Origin of the sequence: Sphingobium herbicidovorans, from assembly GCF_002080435.1 — a bacterium.
GTDB lineage: Bacteria > Pseudomonadota > Alphaproteobacteria > Sphingomonadales > Sphingomonadaceae > Sphingobium > Sphingobium herbicidovorans.
Genome location: NZ_CP020540.1, coordinates 90176 through 107420, shown reverse-complemented (window position 1 = coordinate 107420; position 17245 = coordinate 90176). Strand labels below are relative to the sequence as shown.

Here is a 17245-nt window from a genome sequence, read left to right as displayed (position 1 = left end):
GCGCACGACAACCCACAGCTGACGCTAGGAACTGTGGCAGCCTTCAGCGACATCACTCAGCATGCCGCTCCAGCATGCGATGATCTGTCCTTCTTCCTCTGAAACCTCACTTGCGACAGCAGCATAGGTCGCCAGGAACTTGGCGAATTCCCCCACTGACATCGGTGATCGCCGAGACAGTGAGGCGGTGACACCGGCAAGAACGCCGCCAATTGCACGCACGAGGGCTGCGTTGTGAGGACAATCCCCTGATGGCGATGGAGTGTGAGATGCGTCAGCCCGGTGGCGAGGGCCGCCAGGAGCCAACGTGTCAATCGCGCCTTGGAGGCGCGCAGCAGCGATTTCCTCATGCGCTTCGTCGAGCAGCGCCAGCGCATTCTGCATCAGCAGGAACGCACGCGACCGAAGTGAATCCAAGTCTTTCATTTCGCATACTCGGCAATGAGCTGGGTGTCTGGCGGAGAGTTTATTTCGTTCGACCGCTCTGTCTCATAGGATCGGACCCTATCCTTCCCTGCCCTCTTTGCATCATACATAGCGAAGTCAGCGGCATGCGTGAGTTGCTTGAAAGTCTGGCGGCCGCCAGGGGCGATGAGTTGTACGCCGAGGCTGCATGTCACCGGGTAGCGTCCTTTCGCCAGGACAGCGGTGAGGCAAGCATGAAGGCTGCTTGCAACATCTGCGCCCTCTTTTGCGGACGCCACCCGCGTAAGGTAGGAAAACTCGTCCCCTCCGATCCGACCGACAAGATCCTCTTTGCGGCGTGCGGCTAAAAGCCCTGCGGCAAATTTCCTGATCACCTCGTCGCCTGCCTGATGCCCGCCGCGGCTGTTCACGCTTTTGAAATCGTCCAGATCAAGAACGATGAGGAGCAGCATGATGCCTTCGCAAGCAGCATCATCGATTAGCTTTTGCGCGCGTTGCTCAAAAGCCTCCTTGTTGAGCACACGGGTCATCGGGTCGTGGTGCGCGAGAAAGCGCTGTCGATCGTAGGACCGCCGAAAGCTTGTGATGGTAGCGGCGAGGAACAGGAATGCTACAACTCGGATCCCCACGCGCATGATGATGTCGGGATTAGTGAGAGGACCATCTTGGAAGGCAGAGGCGGCGCTCAGAAACGCTGCATTGGCAGCGACAAAATAGCCTTCGCGCGCGCCAAGCCCCCACGAGGCGCCGCAGATTATCACGATGTACACCGACGTCATCCCCGCCGCTGGCATATGATAGTCAAGAAAGGCCACGACCGCCGTACCAGCCACGATGGCCAGCCAGACGCCTTCCCTGGACAGCGCTTCGAGTTGAGCGGCCAATCGGCCGCCCGGCAAATGGCTGCTCACACACATACCCCAGTTCACGATCGGTAGGCTCATAATAGTCGCCGCTGATGAATTGATGCTTAAAACCCGTCGCCTTATAACCATCGAGTAGGCGATTTGTGAAGCGTGAAACGCACCCACCCCGGACGGCTACGCATGATCGTGGCCACAAATATTCGCCGATTTCGCATGGAAACCGGCCTCAGCCAGCAAGACTTTGCCTATGAGATCGAGATGGATAGGACCTATTTTGGGGGGATCGAGCGCGGTGAACGCAACGTCTCCATCGACAATATCGAGCGGATTGCAAAAGGCCTGAAGATAAAGCCGTTCCTCTTATTGGTTGAGGCTGATCCTGAAGACTCGATCACCGGGAGTCGCCTCGGTCGGTGATATTATGGTCGTTACGCGACCTGGCCCATTCGACCATGATGGACGGCATTGCCTGGGACGAAGTGACAAGGCCTCAGCGGCCACTGCTTTGTCGCTCATCAACACTGCAAACTCGGTGCACTGACGAAACTGCAGCCAAGCCGCCCCGTCAAGATTGGTTTTAATTCTGAGGACTGCATGCGGTGCACCGCAATTACTGTGTCGTGTCGCCCATGGTCGCTCTGCTGAATTTCTGTTGACACAAGGGTCACATCAACAACGCGACATTTACATTTGCACGGTTATAGCTAAAGCAGGCGTCATCACTGAAAAATGGGTCGATCCTCATGGCAGACGAAAACAAGTCCGACATCACTGCGCTCACCGTTCAACTTCTGAGCGCCTTTGTATCCAAGAACACCGTTTCAAGCGAAAGTCTTGCTGAGCTGATCAAGACGACGCGGGCTGCGTTGACCGAAGAACCCACCCCGGCCCGGAGCGAAACGCCCGAACAGCAATTTGTGCCGGCAGTCTCCATCCGCAAGAGCCTGTCTTCTCCAGATCACATCATCAGTCTCATCGATGGAAAGTCCTACAAGACGCTCAAGCGGCACCTTGCCACGCATGGGCTGACGCCAGAACAATATCGCGAACGCTATAAGCTGCCCAAGTCCTACCCGCTGGTGGCAGCAAACTATTCCGACGCACGCCGTGCTGTAGCGCAGAGGCTTGGTCTTGGCAGGAAGCCAACCGCTGCTCCTGCCTCCAGCAATGGAGCGGCTGAAGCCACGTCTGCGACCGAGAGCAAGAGCGCTGCCAACAAAGCACCAGCCAAGTCCGCAAAGCCCAAGGCCGCAGCAGCAGCCGCTGAGAAGCCCGAACTAAAGGCGCCTGCAGCCGCAAAACCGGCTCCGCGCAAGCGGCTTTCGCTCGCCTTGGCCAAAGAAGAAAAAGCTCCTGTTCCGGTCAGCGAGCAAGCCCAGAACGTCGGTGCCGTCGTGAGCGCTCCCCAGAGCGAGACTGGCAAGTCCTCCAATCCCAAGGCGCGCGCTGACAAGGCAAAGCCTGCACCGAAGGTCAAAGCAGCCGACAAGCCGAAGCCGTCGAAAGCCAAGACAAAGACCGGTGCTGCAGGCGGGGCCGCAAAGGCGCCTGAGCCGGTGACGAACTGACCAAAGAAAGGGCAGCCTACCATCAGGTGGCGCTGCCCCTTCATAGGCAGCCACCTTGCCCTGGACTTTACTAGTCGCAGCTACCCCTTGCCTGTCTGGACCACCTAGCGGCCCTTCTCCTAAGCACCTTCTATGCCACAAGAACTCAGTCTTGCTGTCGTCGGAGCGCTGCACCCTAATGCCGACGGCACGAACCGGCTGTTCGAGATCCGGATGCTCAATTTCGGTGATCCAATATCCCTCGTGCTGGAGCCCAACAACAAAGCCGACAACTCAGCTGTTGCGGTATACTCGTTCCGCGGATTGCAGATCGGCTATCTATCGGCTGAGCGCTGTGGCTGGATTGGTTCAAAGATCAGCCAAGGTCAGGATGTGCGCGCCATTTTCCAAGCTGCCACAAAGGAGGGTGCGATCATTCGGGTGCATCTCGATGGCGGCACGCCTACCCTACCGCCGCCGCCCCCTGCATCAGTCGCAGGCCACGAAGCGTTGCATGAGAGCGAGGCCGATCGGGATTCTGGCTTCTGGCCGGATTATATTCCACCGGATGATTGAAGCAGGCGGGTGCGCTAGGAGGGAGCTTTAGTGCACGCGGCCTAAAGCTCTCCTCGCCTCCGGGGTGATCGTGTAGACAGCCTCCCGCTGCGCGCCGCGGTTCGCATGATCGACCCGGTACCCCTTATAATGGCGCCGGAGTAAACCCGCCCGCACCAGATCAGACGCCGCGCGGCTGATGCTTGTCCGCCCCGACCGCAATATCCGCGCCTTCACCTCATGAGCGAGCACGATCTCCGCTGCAGCAGGATCCTCCGGCAGTTTGCCTTTGGCAACCAGGTCGGCGCGCACCGCCTCTATGAGCGTGCGCCGCCGACCGTCACGCTGCGCGAGCGGGATCAGCGCCTCGCAGAGCCAATCCCGTACCGGAAGCAGCGCGCCGCCATAGCGTACATAAGGTCCAACGCTGTCGCCTTGGCCGACGGCTTTGTAGATGAGGTTCAGCACCATGAACGCATATCGGGGTCGCTTTGAGACCTGCGATATACGTTCTATGAGATCGGGCAGCGAACCCAGGTTGGACGCTGCTTCATAGGGCGCGAAAAGATCAGCCTGCTGGAACATATCAGGAATCTAGCACAAGCTGCCCGCATGTGAATCCCCCCGCACGAGTGGCAAACGACAAAAAACACACGTGTCACTTTACCGGAGAACGGGATGCCTCTCTCGCCCCGCAAATTTCGTTGCCGGAGGCAAAAAAGCCGATAGATATGACCGCTCCATTTTTATCGGAGACCTTCATGAACAATAGCGCTCTCGCCGAAGCCATCGCGACCGAACATGGCCTTAGCAAAGCCGACGCCCGCTCCTATGTCGATGCGGTGTTCAATGCCATTGCCAGTGCCGCTGCCAACGGCAATGAAGTGAGCTTGAATGGCTTTGGCAAGTTCAAGGTGAAGGATAGCCCTGCACGTGAAGGCCGCAATCCGGCAAATGGACAGACGATTCAGATCGCAGCGTCAAAGAAGCTCACATTCACGCCTGCCAAGGCGGTCAAAGATCAGCTGAACGGCTGAGGAAGTGAGCGCCGCCGGACGCGGCGGTGCTCCACCCTTTTTACGATGTCACTTTTTCTTAGCGGGTAAAGTGACACTTCTGACATTCCGTCCGACGATCGGCAGCATCTTCCATGCGGCGCCGCTTGCACTTTGTGCAATCGCTTGCTCACGCTTCGCATTTGTCGGAAGGAAGATGTGATGCGAAAGGGGGGCTGCCTTTCAGGCATCCTCTCCTAAGACTTAGTGGGCTGGTCGTTCTCGATCGGCCCTTTTTTTGTCGTTCCCTGTTGGCCGCGAAATTCCTATGCGTCGCTCGAACGATCAGTCGCTGCACCGGTCCTTCATTCCCGCGTGGCGGCACATAGCCTCGTTTTGCATTCTAAACTGCTGAGCTGCTGCATGCGCGATTTGAACATGGTTTTTGCCAGCCTGGCTCGTTCCCGTTTCCGTTCAAGATTCCGGCTGGGCACTGCTGAGCTCGCATATCTCAACGCTCGCGGACTCCCTGTCATTTTGACCCATGCCGCCGATTTTGTTTCTAAGCGTCTTGCACCAGCGGAGCCGACTAACGACGGCAAACAGACACCAATGCGTGGCCATCCTGTATTTGTCGCCCAACATGCTACCGCGACCTGTTGTCGTTCATGTCTAGATAAGTGGCACGCCATTCCTAAAGGTCAGCCACTGACGCAAAGCGAGCAGAGCCACATCATCGCGGCCATTGCACGTTGGCTCGAGGAACAATGTGGATAGCCGATCCTGCGATCGTCCCACTGAAACTGTGTATCTTTGAGCCCTGCAAATCAAATTACGTTTTGCGGGGGTAAATCATGGTCGTTCAGTCATTCTTTGCGCTCCAGGAAAGCCGGCCAGACTGACACCGATCGATCCAGATCGGCTTTTGAAGGATCGCATGACGACACCGCCAGTTCCCCCTCACAGCGCCCCAAGGGCATCGTCGGCGTAGCCGTCGAACACATAATCGTTGAGGAATGACCTGCGCCACAGGAACATCCGGTCGACCTCACTCAGCTCCGCCTCGTCGCAGACCACCATCCATCTGTTCCGGATGATTGCGACCTGTCTTGCTATCAGATCGCGCGCGTCGGCATCGCTCATGAGGAAGTTCGCGGCCGAGAGTCGGCAGCTTTCCAGCAGGCTACGGCGATCCTCACCATGGACCGCCATCGCCTGATTTGCCTCTCGGCCCGTTCGCGCCTGCGGGCAGATGTCGTAGGCAGGAGTCAGCGTCAGGTTCGCACCGTCCCAGAAGGCGGCGTGATTGCGGGCATGATCGTCCGTATTTCCGGCGAGTATGTTGAACGTCATGCGCGCAAAAAGTTCGCGCAGCGTCGCCTGCGCATCGGTGAAGCGAGCGCGCACGATCTGCGCAAGCTCGACATAGCTGGCATAGCGGGCCTGCATCTCGCTAAGGCCGAGCATAGTTAGCGCAGACACCATCCCCCGCCGCAACCACGCACCGTTCCGATACTCTCGATCGAAGCGTTGCACCAACAGGACGTCCTTGCCACTAGCCTTGGCCAGCTTGACCGGCGCGACTTGCAATCCCACCAGCGCGGCCAGACGCATCGCGACAAATTCGGCCTTCACCACCGCATAGGTGTCGTTGGTAGCCGAAAATTTGGCAATGAATTTGACGCCGCCATCTTGGATCAAAGCCTTGGGCCGCGCACCGCCGATCGAGCTGCCGTGGAACAGAGCCTTGTCGAGCGCAGGCGGGATAGGCTCACCGCGCTCGACCCGTTCGGCCGCTTCGAGCAATTCCTCCAGTGTCGCATTCTCCTGCTCGCGCGGGACATAGCGCTCTGCCGATGCCTGAAAATCGAGCGCACCGATCCGGTCGGAACCGGAATTAAGCATGAAGGTCAGCTCGTCGAACTCGACATCCTGCGCCGCCGGGCCGCCCAGTCCGGTCAAGCGATTGATGATGACGCGCCTGCCCCAGGCATCCGGCGCACCATCCCGAAGGCAACTGGCCATATCGAGCGGCGGGGTCGGTGCGATCTCGCCCCGTCCTAGAGGTAGCTCGGGCAGATAGATCGGAGCCGCATCAGCGCGATCTACATAGGAGCGACCGTAGTTAAAGACATAGGTGGCGCCATTCATCGCGATGCGGCCTGCCACGACGGGTTCGACCGCACCGGGCAGCCATATCCAGACATAGGCTTCGTCCACCGGCCTGCGCTCCCCGGCGCTGGGATCAGAAGTCATCCTTCACCTCCGAGCGGCGCCGGCGCACCGATTGCGGCAACAAGGCCAGCTTGTCCTCGACGCGCTCAATCTGCGAGGTCAGCCGCGACGGCTCGGATACGAACAAGGGAACTCCGACCAGCGTAGCGGCCTCGAACACCAGGCCGATCTCGACCCGAGGGCTTCCCTTCTCAATCAGTTGTAGCGTGCTGCGAGCGATGCCGATACGCGTCGCGAGGTCCGTTTCGGACATCTTGCGCTGCTTACGCGCGAGGCGAACCAGCCCCCCATAAGGATTAGAGCTTCACGTGTGCTGCGCGAATAGGTGCGGATATGCGCCATACTCTTTTTGCCTTATGCTCGTCTCGTCGGTCATGAAACGACCCTGTGACTGCCGGAACGGTCAATTACATCACGAGGGTCTGAAAATCAAGAAATTGACCGATATTTCCGCCATAAGACCCCTTGGCGACCGATATAACGGTCAAATAGGCTTTTTCTATCGGGAGGGCATAATTAGTTTCCTCAAGCCCCCTACGTATTGCCGCTGCGACACCCTCCTGCGTGATCGGCGATGCGTCGGCTGCATGCCACCTATGTTATCCCTGTTCCTGAACAATATCGGTAATCTTGGGTGGCGCGCGGATCGCTTCCGGTGCAGCGTCATTGAAGCTCGCCTTCGATTAGAATTGGCAGAGGCTCGGGCGTTGACAAATATCGCCCTCATGACCTCGACTTCTCCAACACACAGGGAGAAACCTCATGAATTTTAAGTTGGCCCCGGTCGCGCTGATCGGGGCGCTTGCCAGCACGCCAACGCTCGCGCGGGACAGTGCGGGCCGCACAGTGCAGCTGATCACGCTGACGCGCAGCCCACCTATCGACGTGCGTCAGCCACGTTCGGATCCGGAAAATGAAAACCCATTCAGCCCGATTTTCAAGCCCACCATTGCGCCGGGCGCTGAAGCTTTCCGCATCCATGATCTGAGCCGCCGCTGGGTAGAGTTCCAAATGGCGAGCAGCATTTCTCAACCTTCAGAGCGGTCAGTGCCGACCTATGCCGCTTCTTCTATGACTGACCGTCTCGCCATCCCCACCTGGATGCGCAATGGCTCTTCCCTGCCCTCGATGGTTGTGCCGAGCTATACGCCCGGCTGTAACCGGTTGGGGTACCGGCCGACCGGCTTTCTCGCGCCGGCGGCGGAAAGGAGGCGCCAGAGCTATTTCGCGCTCATGAGCAGCATCGCCTGCGAACATGGCCTTCCAACCGGCCTTTTCGATGCCATGATCATTCAGGAGAGCCGCTACAATCCCCTCGCCCTCTCCCCAAAGCGCGCGTTTGGCCTCGCACAGCTTATGCCAGGTACCGCTACTATGCTCGGCGTCAACCGCTTCGATGTGGTCGATAATCTACGTGGCGGCGCGAGATATTTGCGCAGTCACCTCGACCAGTTCCGCCGATATGATTTGGCGTTGGCCGCCTATAATGCAGGTCCAGGAAGCGTTCGTAACGGCCAGGTTCCAGCATTTCGCGAAACGCGCGGCTATGTCGCCAATATCCTTGATTTCTGGCGGAGGTTGTCCGCTCCGCTCCCAGCGCAGCATCTAAAATTGCCGCGCACTGCGGAAGCGAAGTTCGGACGTAGCGCTACGCTGTCAGTCTTCTGAAAAGCGTTTCAATGATCCTCGAGAGCGAATTCGTCGCGTGCGCGGCGGCGCCGTTCCAGCTCGTGAAGCACCCGCTGAATCAGCAGCGCCGCCAATGGCCGCGACCATTCCTTTCGAAACTCTACCCCCTCCATCTCTGGTGTGTTCAGCATCATCTCCGGGAAGGTCACATTGAATTCCACGAGAAACTCGTACAGAGCGTTGAAGCTCTTATCCTGAACAATGTCCGAGCTTTCCAGCTTCTTTGCGCCCGCCCAAGCATGAACCAATTCAAAGCCCAAGGCGTGCAGTATGGCGATAAATTCGGGCAGCTGCATGATGACGCGCTTAGTCGGCTGCCGATGCAGGATGATGCCGAGCCGGCTTTTTGAGATTTGGGAGCGAACCGCAAGATCGCGAAGGGTCATCTTTCGCTCGTCGAGCATGCCGTGGATCACTGGAATATAGCGGTTCATCTCGGCAAGAACCGCAGGGCTTTGCCCCTCACCCCTAACACTCATGTCCATGAATATGCCCCTGTTGCGAACTGATCGCAGGTTGCAAAAGCATATCAAGACACGCGTGGCAAGACCTCATTTAGGGGTTAAGTTATTGATTATAGGTCAATACAAAGTTGATCGATGGTTGTTATTTGGTTTCTATCGCGTCAACTAAAGACACTGCGGCGTGCTCGATGACATAGTCGATCAGCAACACCGTGACGGCTTGGGCATCACTGATCTCCTGACCGAGATGCTGGGCGATCATCGCCTTGCGTTGCTCAAACAGTTCACGACCCACCCAAGGCAGATCAAGCCGGACCGGCAAAGTTGCGTCGCCACTTGTGACGACGAGATAATCCCGAAGATCGCTGGCCGAAGTCGCAGTGATCGGCCGCCCCTGATTTTGCAGGCGGTCGGCGATAATGGAGGTGAGGGCTTCCTGCCTATTCGTGTCAGGCGAGAAGATCTTGAAGCTTGCCAGCGACAGTCCATAGAGCGGCACAGAGATATCGAATTTCAACGCAACTTTCCCCGATGCCATTCTCAAACCCTACATCCACGAATAATATTATCGAATAACCACTTCACGACCCTGCAGGCGTGTTTCTGCCGGCCGATTCGGCTCGACATGACAGTGCCTCCGCTCCGCCCTGATATGCGGTCCCGAATGCCGGGACAAGCCGCCCCGGTCGCAGGGACAGTCATCTTCCACTCCGGGACAGTAGTCCTGTCTACAAGGACGCCTGACAACTTAAGCACGCCTGAACGAACTTTTTTTCGCCCCAGCACAGCTGTCGGAGCGGCTTTCGCTTGGCGAGTGAAATTTGAGCGACCCAATGTCCCTTGCGGCACAAGTGACGTGCCATCCTTCAATAAGGGAATTGCTGATGCAATCTGTAAAGAAATTTGCTCGAAGGGGCGAAGTCGCAGTGCTGGCGGCCGCTTCGGCGGTGGTGGGCATAGCTGCTATGGCCTCCCCTGCCCTTGCCGGCGCTGACACCACCTTCGACACCGCCCTTACTCAGTTCACCGGCTTCCTCGAGGGTTCAGGCGGCAAGATTATCACGGTCCTCTCTCTTGCAGGCGGCATCGTTGGCTTGGCCAGCGGTCGCTTCAGCCTTGCCCAGGTCGCCATTCCCGTAGGTGTGGGCGTCGGCGCGGGGACCGGCATCCCGATCGTCACCTCGACCGTGACTGCAACGATCTAACGTACTTTGGCAGGGCCGGTAATAGCAGCACCGGTACTGCCATTTGGGGGGTGGTGTTATGGCCCAGCAAAAATATGTCATACCCTCTCATCTAGACGATCCTGAACTGATCGGATTGTGGACACTGGATGAGTTCCTGGCGATGGTGGCCCCATTCATCTGGGGAATCCTGTCTCAGCACATCATCATCGGCATAGCGTCTGGCGGCGCTGCATGGTGGGGATTACGAAAGGCTAAGGCAGGCCGCACCGCCTCGTGGCTTTTGCACTGGGCCTATTGGCATCTTCCGGCCGGACTTACTGGCCTTAATGCCACACCACCTTCCTACCTTCGCCTGATGGCAGGATGATATGGACCTTTTGTTCCAACATTCCCAAGCGCAGCGCATTCTACGCCAGCGCAATATCCTGGCAGCAACCAGCGTCGCTTTGGCCGGTCTCGCGCTTGTGATGGTGTTCATCAGCATGTCACGCGACCGCGAGATCGTGCTGCAACCGGTACTGCGCTCGCCAGTGACGGTGAGCAGCGCCGGCGTCAGCCGCGACTATCTCGAGATGATCACACGCGACGTCGTGATCCTCACACTCGATCGTAGCCCGCAGAATCTCGACTATTGGATGAATGCAGTGCTCGATATCACAGCGCCGCGCGTCCACGGGAAGATCAAGGCCGATCTCCTCAAAATCGTTGACGAGCAGCGCGGGTCCTCGATCGCGCAGTTCTTCACAATCCAGTCGATGAAGCTCGATCCTGCCGGCCTTCACTCGGAGGTGAGCGGCGATCTCACCACAATCGTCGGCAGCAAGGTGGTGTCCAAGCAGCCGCGCACGTTCCGCTACGACTGGGAATATTCAGGCCTCAGCTTGAAGCTGATCGGCTTTGGCCTCGTCGACAAATCGCAAACCAAGGATTGATGATGTCCTATTTTGCCATTGGCAGCGCCGCGACCGGCGCCGCCCTCCTGTCGCGCCCGTGCATCGGTCACCGGACGATCGGCGCGTCCTTGTTACTGTTCGCCGCTGCGCTCGCAGTGCCCTCCGCTTGGGCCGACCAGCATATCGTCGCCGCCGACAGTGCGCAGGTCGATTGCCAAGCCTCGGCCAAGGATTTGACCCGCATCAGCCTTGTCGAGGACGAGTTTGCCAGCGTCTCCAAAATCTCGACCGGCAACAGCGCGGACGACTTCTCGGTCGTCAACGAACCGGTGCGCGGCGACATCTATCTCTCCGTCCCCGATGGCTTTAAGCGGCCAATGCTCTCCTTCTTCGGGACCAGCAAGCGCGGCTATGTCTACAAATTTGCGTGCCGTATCGCTGGCGACCAGGCAGTGCAGCTGTTTGTCTCCAATCCCGCCATCGCGCGGGAGAAGGCGGCCGAAGCGGCGCCCGGCGACGGGGCGCCCGATCCCCAGGAAGCCGCCGTCCAATTGGTGCAAGCCATGTATGCGGGGGGCGCGACGGCAGGCTATGACATGCTCCAGCGCTCGCTGCGTGCCGTCTATGTAGGCGACCTCAAGGTACAGATGATCGCTGAATACCGCGGCGCCGATCTCACCGGCAAGGTGCTGCGCATCGAGAACAAGGGCAAAGCGCCCATTGAGCTCAATGAAGCGACCGTTGCGCCAGCCAGCGCACTCGCCGTCTCGATCGCTGAGCCCAAGCTCGCTCCAGGCAAGGTCACGACCGCCTATCTCGTATCGCAAAATGGGAGGCCATGATGGCGCTCGCCGATCTCTTTTCGCGTAAAGCCACATCCACCATTCCGCCAAGCGATGGCGTGTCGCCGGTCGCGGCGGATCTACAGGCTAATGAGGATGTACGCCGCAAGCAAATGACCCTGCTCGCCGGTGTTGCAGGCGTCGGCCTCATCGCATCCTGCTTCTGGATTTTCAGCGACGACAAGAAGGCCGACGAGGTCGAAACCGGCAGCGTCACTGACGTCGATGTCTCCACCAAGGATCTCGTGAACCGCAACCTCTCCCAGCAGGAGTGGATGGCGATGTCCGAAAACCAGTTCCAGGCCCAGGAAAATCAGCTGAAGGCGGTTGGCGGCCAGCAGGAACGCATGGACGCGCTGACGGCGCAGGTGGAGGCACTGAAAGGACAGAACCAGGCCATGCAGGCCGACGGGCAGCGGGTGCTCTCTGCCTATCAGGCTGAGAATGACCAACTGCGCCGTCAAGTTTCGCAAGCCCGGCCTGGGCCAGCAGCAGGGCCGACGGCCCTTTATGGCCCTGGCGGCACGCAAGTCTATCAGCGGCCGGAAGCGCCCGAAGGCAAGGGTACGCCTCTAACGCTCACCCGCGCCAATGAAGTGAAGATGGTGAGCTTCGCCGGTGGCGAGGGCGGGACGGCTTCCAAGGTCGAGCGGGGCAACACCGTCTATACTGACAGTCCCAACTATCTTCCGCCCAACAGTTTCGCGCGGGCGCGCGTGATCGTTGGCGTTGATGCCAGCGCCGGGGTCAACAGCCAGACCGATCCACTGCCGGTGGTCCTGCGCGTCACGGGCCCCGCGCGCTCGGTCTTTGCCAATGGCAAGCTGCTCACGACCAAGATCGAGGGCTGCCTCGTCAATGGCGCGGCGCGCGGCGATCTCTCGAGCGAGAAGGTCTATGTGAAGCTCCAGAAGATGACCTGCCCGCAGCCCGGCGGCCGCTATGCTGTGTCAGAGGTGAAGGGCTTCATCGCCTTTGCGGGCAAGACTGGCGTGCGCGGCCGCGTGGTGTCGCGCGAAGGCTCCCTTGTCACCCAGGCATTCCTGGCCGGCATGATGGGCGGCTTTGGCCGGGGCTTCTCCGCCAACAGCAACAGCATTTTCCAGGGCACCAACATCTCAACCGACGGCAAACGGCCTAAGCTTTCCACCGGCGATATTCTCGAAGGCGGCATTGGCGAGGGCGTCGCCCAGACTGGCGACATGGTGTCCAAATATCTGATCGAACGGGCCGAGCAATATCAGCCGGTGATCGAGATGCCGACCGGCATCGATGTCGAGATTGTCTTCCTGGAGGGTGTCTATGTCCGCAACTAAGCTCGCTCGCCGCATGGGCGGGCTTCTCCGTCGCTCGCGCGCGGTTATCGCAGCGACGGCATGTGTAGGCCTCGCCAGCCTTGCACTCGCCGCTGACGTCAACAATGATGGCAGCACGGTCCGGGCCTTGCTGAACGCTCGGCTCCCCAAGACAGCCGTGAGCGCCGTCGATTGCACCAAGGTCCGGGGCCTGTGCGAAGTGACCGCCGGCTCCAACCTCTTCTATGTCGATGGCTCGGCGCGGTATCTCATCATCGGCCGCGTCTATGACATGGAAACGCGGCAAGACATCACCGCGGCACGCCTGCTTGAAATGAACCCCGACATGCTGGTGGGCGCGGCCGCATCCGCCAATGCGGCGGCGACCAGCGGTGAAATGCAAAAGGCCGCTGCAGGCGCAGCGCGCGGTGACAATATCGTGCCGGACTCCCCGCGCATCCTGCCGCTCGCCGAACTGCCTAAGGATGGTGCAATCAACTGGGGCAATGCCTCCGCAACAGCGGTCACCGTCTTCTCGGATTTTCGCTGCAGCTATTGCCGTGCGCTCTCCACCGTCCTGCGCTCGATGAACGTTCGGGTGATCGAGCGCCCCATCTCCTCGCTCGGCAGCCGTGATCTCTCCGACCGCGTCTATTGCGCCAAGAATAGGGAAGAAGCCCTGCATGCCGCCTATGCCGGCGAGCCGATCAAGGCCAGTCCCGCCTGCGACACCAGCGGGCTCGACGCCAATGAAGCCTTCGCGCGCAAACATGGCCTTAACGGCACGCCCGTGATCGTGCGCAGCGATGGCGCCGTGCTCGAGGGCTATCGGCCAAAGCCCTTCCTCGAGAAATGGCTGAAGGAAGGCCGGTCATGATGCGCCCTGATAAGCCACGCCCTTTTGACTGGCCGCAGGCCCTCGCCAGTCTCTTCGCCATCACCACCCTGTCCGGCTGCGTTGGGCTTGGCGGCAATATCAAGGGCAGCTTTGCCTGCCAGGCCCCCGATGGCATCTGTGCGCCGAGCGCTGTGATCGATGATCGCGCCCTTCGCCTGATCAGCGATGATCCCTCGGCCACGCCGACACCCGCCGGGACGTACCGGCCAGAGGATAAGCCCCCAACCGCAAAAAGCATGTCGGCGCGGGTCGCCGCTGTTCAGCCGGTGCGCGGCCCGGTCAGCACGACGCCCGGCCGCTCGAATGAGCGCGTGCTGCGGATCGTCTTTCCTGCCCATATTGATGCGCGCGGGCGGCTGCACGAGGCGAGCGCTGTTCATGCCGTCGTTTCTCAAGGCGAATGGCTGACATCGACAGACGATAACGCAGCGCCGACCCGCAATGCGATGTCCGCCGCACCGGACATGCCGAGCCTCGCTGAAGCACTGGCCAGCAAAAAAGAGGCTGCGCCTTTGGAGGTTGATCCCAATCTTCCTGATCCGGCTCTCGTCTCAGCCGCCCGGGCGCGCAAGGCCGATCCGGTCGCGGCCATCAAGGCGGAAGTCTCCGAGCGACTGAAGCCGTCGCCGCGCGCCGCTGCGGGAACTGCCGCGCTGGTAGCGAGCGGCCAAGCAGCTGCCGCAGGGACAGCGCAACCCGAAGCCCCTGCTGTTCGCCCAACCGTGCGGGCAGCTTCCTTTCCAGCAGCGGTCGCGGAGGACAATTGATGCCGGGCCTGTTCCAGCGCCTGATGGCCAATATCCTCGGCGATAGCGATAAGCCAGATGCGGATCGGCCGGACATTGGCGTGCCGATGCTCGCGCACTGGCTCCCCTATCGCAGCTATGATCCCAAGACCGGCATTTTCTACAACAGCGCCTCGCGCGGCTTTGTGCTGGAGGTTGCGCCGATGGTGGGGGCGGATGAACGCACTGGCGAGATCCTATCGCAGTTCATTTCCGAAGCCATTCCTACGCCTGGCTGCCTCCAGTTCCACCAATGGATGTCGCCGCGTGTGGGGGAACATCTCTCCAGATGGAATGTCCCCCGCTATCTTGCCCGCGGCGTCTATGAACGCATGGCCAAGCACCGGGTCGAATTTCTGACCGAGGGCGTCTGGTCCTCGCTGTCGGCCGACGCGCCCTTTTATCTGCGCGATCATCGCGTGGCGATATCCTATTCCACACCGGAATCCTCGGGCGTGTCCAATGAGGAGATTGTAGCCGTGATGGAGGGGATGATCTCCGCCCTCGCCTCGATCAACGTCACCGCCCGCAAAATGGACCCGGTGAAGCTCATCGCCTGGATCGACGATCTCACCTCGCCCACCACCGCACCAGGCGACGATGCCGTGAGCTACAGCCCCTATGACAGCATCGCCGACCAAGCCATCCGCCGCGACATTGAGATGCGGATCCAGGCGGACAAAATCCTGCTGCGTACCGAGCGTTTCCGCCCGACCGGCAAGGAGATCGACGGCACGCCCGAGATCGGCGAAATCTACCCCGACACCTTCGACGTCCGCTCCTTTTCTGTACGCAACCTCCCCCAGCGCTGGGCGCCCTGGGACATGACCCGCCTCATCGGCGACATGTTCACCGACAAGCTGCGTATGCCCTGCCCCGTCGCCACCAATCTCTGCATCGATTTTCCCGATGTGGAGGCCGCATCGAGCAAGGCCGGCATGAAATATATACGCACCACCAGCCTTGCGGACAGCAAATCGGCAAGATTCCTGCCTCAGCTCAAGGAGCAGAGCCAGGAATGGGCGCGGGTAAATGAGGAGCTCAAGCAAGGCAGCAAGCTTGTCAAACTCTTCTATTGCGTCACCGCCTTCTCGCCCCAGGGCAAGGGCGATGCCAATGAACGGGTCCTAAAATCGCTCTACCGCGCCTGTGGCTGGGATCTGCTCGACGACCGTTATCTCCAGATCATGGGCCTGCTCTGCGCCATGCCAATGACGATGGCGAACGGCCTTTCCAAGGATCTCATGCGCATGAAGCGGATGCGCACCCAGCTGACCAGCACCGCGGCTAACCTGGCGCCGATCCAGGGCGAATATCTGGGCGGCCATGTGCCCCATATGCTGCTGATCGGCAGGCGCGGGCAGCCCTTCTTCTGGTCCCCATTCGAAAATGCCGCGGGCAACCATAATGTCGCAGTGTTCGGCAAATCCGGCTCGGGCAAATCGGTTGCGCTTCAGGAACTCTGCGCATCGCTCTGCGGCGCGGGCGCGCGCGTGGTCGTGATCGACGATGGCCGGTCGTTTGAGCATAGCGCCAAGCTCCAGGGCGGCGCCTTTGTCGAGTTCACCATGTCGGCGGGCTTTTGCCTCAATCCCTTCAGCATGATCGATGCCGAGCTCGCCGCGCGCGACGAGGATTATCTGCTCGACTGCATGGCGATGCTGAAGGCGATCATGAACCAGATGGCCCGGCATGTCGACACCCTCAATGACACCGAACGCGGGCTGATCGATGGCGCCGTCAATGAAGTCTGGGAAGCCCGAGGCCGGGATGGGTCCATCGACGCGGTGATTGCAGCGCTCGACCAGACGGGCAATGCGCTCGCCACCAATCTCGCCATCGCCATGCGGCCCTTCTCATCGAAGGGCACATATGGGAAATTTTTCGAGGGCGAGGCATCGTTCGAACTGTCAGCGCAGCTGACCGTATTCGAGCTTTCGGATCTTTCCACCCGCGAGGAACTGCGCAGCGTCGTCCTGACCGCGATCATGTTCATGGCGCAGCAGATGATGCGCAAGGTCGATCGCGCCGTCCCTAAAGCCCTGCTCCTGGACGAAGCCTGGCAATTGTTGCGCGGTGGCGCGATGGCCGACTTTATCGAAACCTATGCGCGCACCTGCCGGAAATACGGCGCGTCGCTAGTAACGGCGACCCAGTCGCTCAACGACTATTATAAGTCTGCAGGTTCCATTGCTGCGCTGGAAAATAGCGACTGGTTCGTGATCCTCCAGCAGAAGCCGGAAACCATTGCCGACTTCAAGAAGCATGATCGCTTCGAGATGGACGATTATACCGACGCCTTGCTGCGATCGTTGAAGCGCAACGGCTTTGAATATTCCGACATCATGATCAAGGGACCCGACACGCTGGCGGTCGGTCGCCTGGTGCTCGACCCCTATTCGGCCACCCTCTTCTCCTCGAGCCCCAAGACCTTTGCCGCGATCGAGAGAATGATGCAGGGCGGGCTCACCATGGAGGAGGCGATCGAACGCATCGCTTATCCCGACAGCCCGGACAAATGGACCGGCGGCAGCGCGGCGCCGCTGGCCCTGGCGGCGGAGTGACGGC

21 protein-coding genes are annotated in these 17245 nt (G+C 59.8%); 14 read left to right on the top strand and 7 right to left on the bottom strand.

What is annotated here, in order from left to right; translation table 11 throughout:
- Window positions 1–24: 24 nt before the first annotated feature.
- A complete protein-coding gene (locus B6S01_RS21200) occupies window positions 25–426 on the bottom strand; it encodes a hypothetical protein (RefSeq protein ID WP_051908132.1) in 402 nt (133 codons plus the stop codon).
- Window positions 423–1370 carry a GGDEF domain-containing protein gene (locus B6S01_RS19615; protein WP_231567956.1) on the bottom strand — a complete coding sequence of 316 codons (948 nt, stop codon included), beginning with the start codon at window positions 1368–1370 and terminating at the stop codon, window positions 423–425. Before B6S01_RS19615 ends, B6S01_RS21200 begins: the two co-directional genes overlap by 4 nt.
- Before the next feature lie 72 nt (window positions 1371–1442).
- Between B6S01_RS19615 and B6S01_RS19610 the strand changes: the two genes are divergently transcribed.
- From B6S01_RS19610 to B6S01_RS19600, 3 genes are all read left to right on the top strand, one after another.
- Complete coding sequence (locus B6S01_RS19610; RefSeq protein WP_037463845.1) at window positions 1443–1709, top strand: helix-turn-helix domain-containing protein; 267 nt, start codon at window positions 1443–1445, stop codon at window positions 1707–1709.
- 326 nt (window positions 1710–2035) lie between these two features.
- Window positions 2036–2860 (top strand): Ros/MucR family transcriptional regulator, encoded by an 825-nt coding sequence (locus tag B6S01_RS19605; RefSeq protein ID WP_037463847.1) that lies wholly within the window; start codon window positions 2036–2038, stop codon window positions 2858–2860.
- A gap of 132 nt (window positions 2861–2992) precedes the next feature.
- Window positions 2993–3415, top strand: coding sequence for an HIRAN domain-containing protein (locus tag B6S01_RS19600; protein WP_037463850.1), 423 nt, complete (start codon window positions 2993–2995; stop codon window positions 3413–3415).
- Window positions 3416–3442: 27 nt separating this feature from the next.
- Here B6S01_RS19600 and B6S01_RS19595 read toward each other — a convergent pair whose 3' ends face one another.
- Window positions 3443–3979, bottom strand: coding sequence for a hypothetical protein (locus B6S01_RS19595; RefSeq protein WP_037463853.1), 537 nt, complete (start codon window positions 3977–3979; stop codon window positions 3443–3445).
- A 176-nt stretch (window positions 3980–4155) separates the two neighbouring features.
- Between B6S01_RS19595 and B6S01_RS19590 the strand changes: the two genes are divergently transcribed.
- Both B6S01_RS19590 and B6S01_RS19585 read left to right on the top strand, forming a co-directional pair.
- A complete protein-coding gene (locus B6S01_RS19590) occupies window positions 4156–4431 on the top strand; it encodes an HU family DNA-binding protein (protein ID WP_037463969.1) in 276 nt (91 codons plus the stop codon).
- 381 nt (window positions 4432–4812) lie between these two features.
- On the top strand, window positions 4813–5166 hold the full coding sequence (locus B6S01_RS19585) for a DUF4186 domain-containing protein (RefSeq protein WP_081570594.1): 354 nt from the start codon (window positions 4813–4815) through the stop codon (window positions 5164–5166).
- A gap of 183 nt (window positions 5167–5349) precedes the next feature.
- Here B6S01_RS19585 and B6S01_RS19580 read toward each other — a convergent pair whose 3' ends face one another.
- Together B6S01_RS19580 and B6S01_RS19575 are read right to left on the bottom strand one after the other, a co-directional pair.
- Window positions 5350–6645, bottom strand: a complete 1296-nt coding sequence (locus B6S01_RS19580) for a type II toxin-antitoxin system HipA family toxin (RefSeq protein WP_081570593.1) — start codon at window positions 6643–6645, stop codon at window positions 5350–5352.
- Window positions 6635–6877, bottom strand: coding sequence for a helix-turn-helix transcriptional regulator (locus B6S01_RS19575; RefSeq protein ID WP_322788887.1), 243 nt, complete (start codon window positions 6875–6877; stop codon window positions 6635–6637). Before B6S01_RS19575 ends, B6S01_RS19580 begins: the two co-directional genes overlap by 11 nt.
- A gap of 509 nt (window positions 6878–7386) precedes the next feature.
- Between B6S01_RS19575 and B6S01_RS19570 the strand changes: the two genes are divergently transcribed.
- Window positions 7387–8292, top strand: coding sequence for a lytic transglycosylase domain-containing protein (locus B6S01_RS19570; protein ID WP_231567958.1), 906 nt, complete (start codon window positions 7387–7389; stop codon window positions 8290–8292).
- 8 nt (window positions 8293–8300) lie between these two features.
- Here the strand turns inward: B6S01_RS19570 and B6S01_RS19565 are convergent, their stop codons facing one another.
- Both B6S01_RS19565 and B6S01_RS19560 read right to left on the bottom strand, forming a co-directional pair.
- Window positions 8301–8798, bottom strand: a complete 498-nt coding sequence (locus B6S01_RS19565; protein ID WP_156103331.1) for an XRE family transcriptional regulator — start codon at window positions 8796–8798, stop codon at window positions 8301–8303.
- A gap of 121 nt (window positions 8799–8919) precedes the next feature.
- Window positions 8920–9294, bottom strand: a complete 375-nt coding sequence (locus B6S01_RS19560; RefSeq protein ID WP_081570592.1) for a hypothetical protein — start codon at window positions 9292–9294, stop codon at window positions 8920–8922.
- Between the two features lie 367 nt (window positions 9295–9661).
- Here B6S01_RS19560 and B6S01_RS19555 point away from each other — a divergent pair, with 367 nt between their 5' ends.
- From B6S01_RS19555 to traC, 8 genes are read left to right on the top strand one after another with little or no spacing between them, the layout of a single operon-like run.
- Window positions 9662–9982, top strand: a complete 321-nt coding sequence (locus B6S01_RS19555; RefSeq protein WP_037463860.1) for a TrbC/VirB2 family protein — start codon at window positions 9662–9664, stop codon at window positions 9980–9982.
- Window positions 9983–10040: 58 nt separating this feature from the next.
- Window positions 10041–10331 carry a type IV conjugative transfer system protein TraL gene (gene traL, locus B6S01_RS19550; RefSeq protein ID WP_037463863.1) on the top strand — a complete coding sequence of 97 codons (291 nt, stop codon included), beginning with the start codon at window positions 10041–10043 and terminating at the stop codon, window positions 10329–10331.
- A gap of 1 nt (window position 10332) precedes the next feature.
- On the top strand, window positions 10333–10896 hold the full coding sequence (locus B6S01_RS19545) for a type IV conjugative transfer system protein TraE (RefSeq protein WP_037463864.1): 564 nt from the start codon (window positions 10333–10335) through the stop codon (window positions 10894–10896).
- Window positions 10896–11699, top strand: coding sequence for a type-F conjugative transfer system secretin TraK (locus B6S01_RS19540; RefSeq protein WP_037463866.1), 804 nt, complete (start codon window positions 10896–10898; stop codon window positions 11697–11699). Before B6S01_RS19545 ends, B6S01_RS19540 begins: the two co-directional genes overlap by 1 nt.
- The gene (locus B6S01_RS19535; protein ID WP_037463978.1) at window positions 11699–13015 is read left to right on the top strand and encodes a TraB/VirB10 family protein; all 1317 of its coding nucleotides are present in this window, start codon (window positions 11699–11701) and stop codon (window positions 13013–13015) included. The genes B6S01_RS19540 and B6S01_RS19535 overlap by 1 nt, the downstream gene beginning before the upstream one ends.
- Complete coding sequence (locus B6S01_RS19530; RefSeq protein WP_037463868.1) at window positions 13002–13871, top strand: DsbC family protein; 870 nt, start codon at window positions 13002–13004, stop codon at window positions 13869–13871. Before B6S01_RS19535 ends, B6S01_RS19530 begins: the two co-directional genes overlap by 14 nt.
- Window positions 13868–14659: a TraV family lipoprotein gene (locus B6S01_RS19525; RefSeq protein ID WP_231567959.1), complete on the top strand. Its 792-nt coding sequence runs from the start codon at window positions 13868–13870 to the stop codon at window positions 14657–14659. Before B6S01_RS19530 ends, B6S01_RS19525 begins: the two co-directional genes overlap by 4 nt.
- The gene (gene traC, locus B6S01_RS19520; protein ID WP_037463870.1) at window positions 14659–17241 is read left to right on the top strand and encodes a type IV secretion system protein TraC; all 2583 of its coding nucleotides are present in this window, start codon (window positions 14659–14661) and stop codon (window positions 17239–17241) included. Before B6S01_RS19525 ends, traC begins: the two co-directional genes overlap by 1 nt.
- The last annotated feature ends 4 nt before the right edge of the window (window positions 17242–17245 follow it).

What these genes read in the sequence shown, in the direction of transcription:
- B6S01_RS21200 (WP_051908132.1), bottom strand. Translation starts at nt 426, where the DNA reads ATGAAAGACTTGGATTCACTTCGGTCGCGTGCGTTCCTGCTGATGCAG.
- B6S01_RS19615 (WP_231567956.1), bottom strand. Translation starts at nt 1,370, where the DNA reads ATGAGCCTACCGATCGTGAACTGGGGTATGTGTGTGAGCAGCCATTTG.
- B6S01_RS19605 (WP_037463847.1), top strand. Translation starts at nt 2,036, where the DNA reads ATGGCAGACGAAAACAAGTCCGACATCACTGCGCTCACCGTTCAACTT.
- B6S01_RS19600 (WP_037463850.1), top strand. Translation starts at nt 2,993, where the DNA reads ATGCCACAAGAACTCAGTCTTGCTGTCGTCGGAGCGCTGCACCCTAAT.
- B6S01_RS19595 (WP_037463853.1), bottom strand. Translation starts at nt 3,979, where the DNA reads ATGTTCCAGCAGGCTGATCTTTTCGCGCCCTATGAAGCAGCGTCCAAC.
- B6S01_RS19590 (WP_037463969.1), top strand. Translation starts at nt 4,156, where the DNA reads ATGAACAATAGCGCTCTCGCCGAAGCCATCGCGACCGAACATGGCCTT.
- B6S01_RS19585 (WP_081570594.1), top strand. Translation starts at nt 4,813, where the DNA reads ATGCGCGATTTGAACATGGTTTTTGCCAGCCTGGCTCGTTCCCGTTTC.
- B6S01_RS19580 (WP_081570593.1), bottom strand. Translation starts at nt 6,645, where the DNA reads ATGACTTCTGATCCCAGCGCCGGGGAGCGCAGGCCGGTGGACGAAGCC.
- B6S01_RS19575 (WP_322788887.1), bottom strand. Translation starts at nt 6,877, where the DNA reads ATGTCCGAAACGGACCTCGCGACGCGTATCGGCATCGCTCGCAGCACG.
- B6S01_RS19570 (WP_231567958.1), top strand. Translation starts at nt 7,387, where the DNA reads ATGAATTTTAAGTTGGCCCCGGTCGCGCTGATCGGGGCGCTTGCCAGC.
- B6S01_RS19565 (WP_156103331.1), bottom strand. Translation starts at nt 8,798, where the DNA reads ATGGACATGAGTGTTAGGGGTGAGGGGCAAAGCCCTGCGGTTCTTGCC.
- B6S01_RS19555 (WP_037463860.1), top strand. Translation starts at nt 9,662, where the DNA reads ATGCAATCTGTAAAGAAATTTGCTCGAAGGGGCGAAGTCGCAGTGCTG.
- traL (WP_037463863.1), top strand. Translation starts at nt 10,041, where the DNA reads ATGGCCCAGCAAAAATATGTCATACCCTCTCATCTAGACGATCCTGAA.
- B6S01_RS19545 (WP_037463864.1), top strand. Translation starts at nt 10,333, where the DNA reads ATGGACCTTTTGTTCCAACATTCCCAAGCGCAGCGCATTCTACGCCAG.
- B6S01_RS19540 (WP_037463866.1), top strand. Translation starts at nt 10,896, where the DNA reads ATGATGTCCTATTTTGCCATTGGCAGCGCCGCGACCGGCGCCGCCCTC.
- B6S01_RS19535 (WP_037463978.1), top strand. Translation starts at nt 11,699, where the DNA reads ATGGCGCTCGCCGATCTCTTTTCGCGTAAAGCCACATCCACCATTCCG.
- B6S01_RS19530 (WP_037463868.1), top strand. Translation starts at nt 13,002, where the DNA reads ATGTCCGCAACTAAGCTCGCTCGCCGCATGGGCGGGCTTCTCCGTCGC.
- B6S01_RS19525 (WP_231567959.1), top strand. Translation starts at nt 13,868, where the DNA reads ATGATGCGCCCTGATAAGCCACGCCCTTTTGACTGGCCGCAGGCCCTC.
- traC (WP_037463870.1), top strand. Translation starts at nt 14,659, where the DNA reads ATGCCGGGCCTGTTCCAGCGCCTGATGGCCAATATCCTCGGCGATAGC.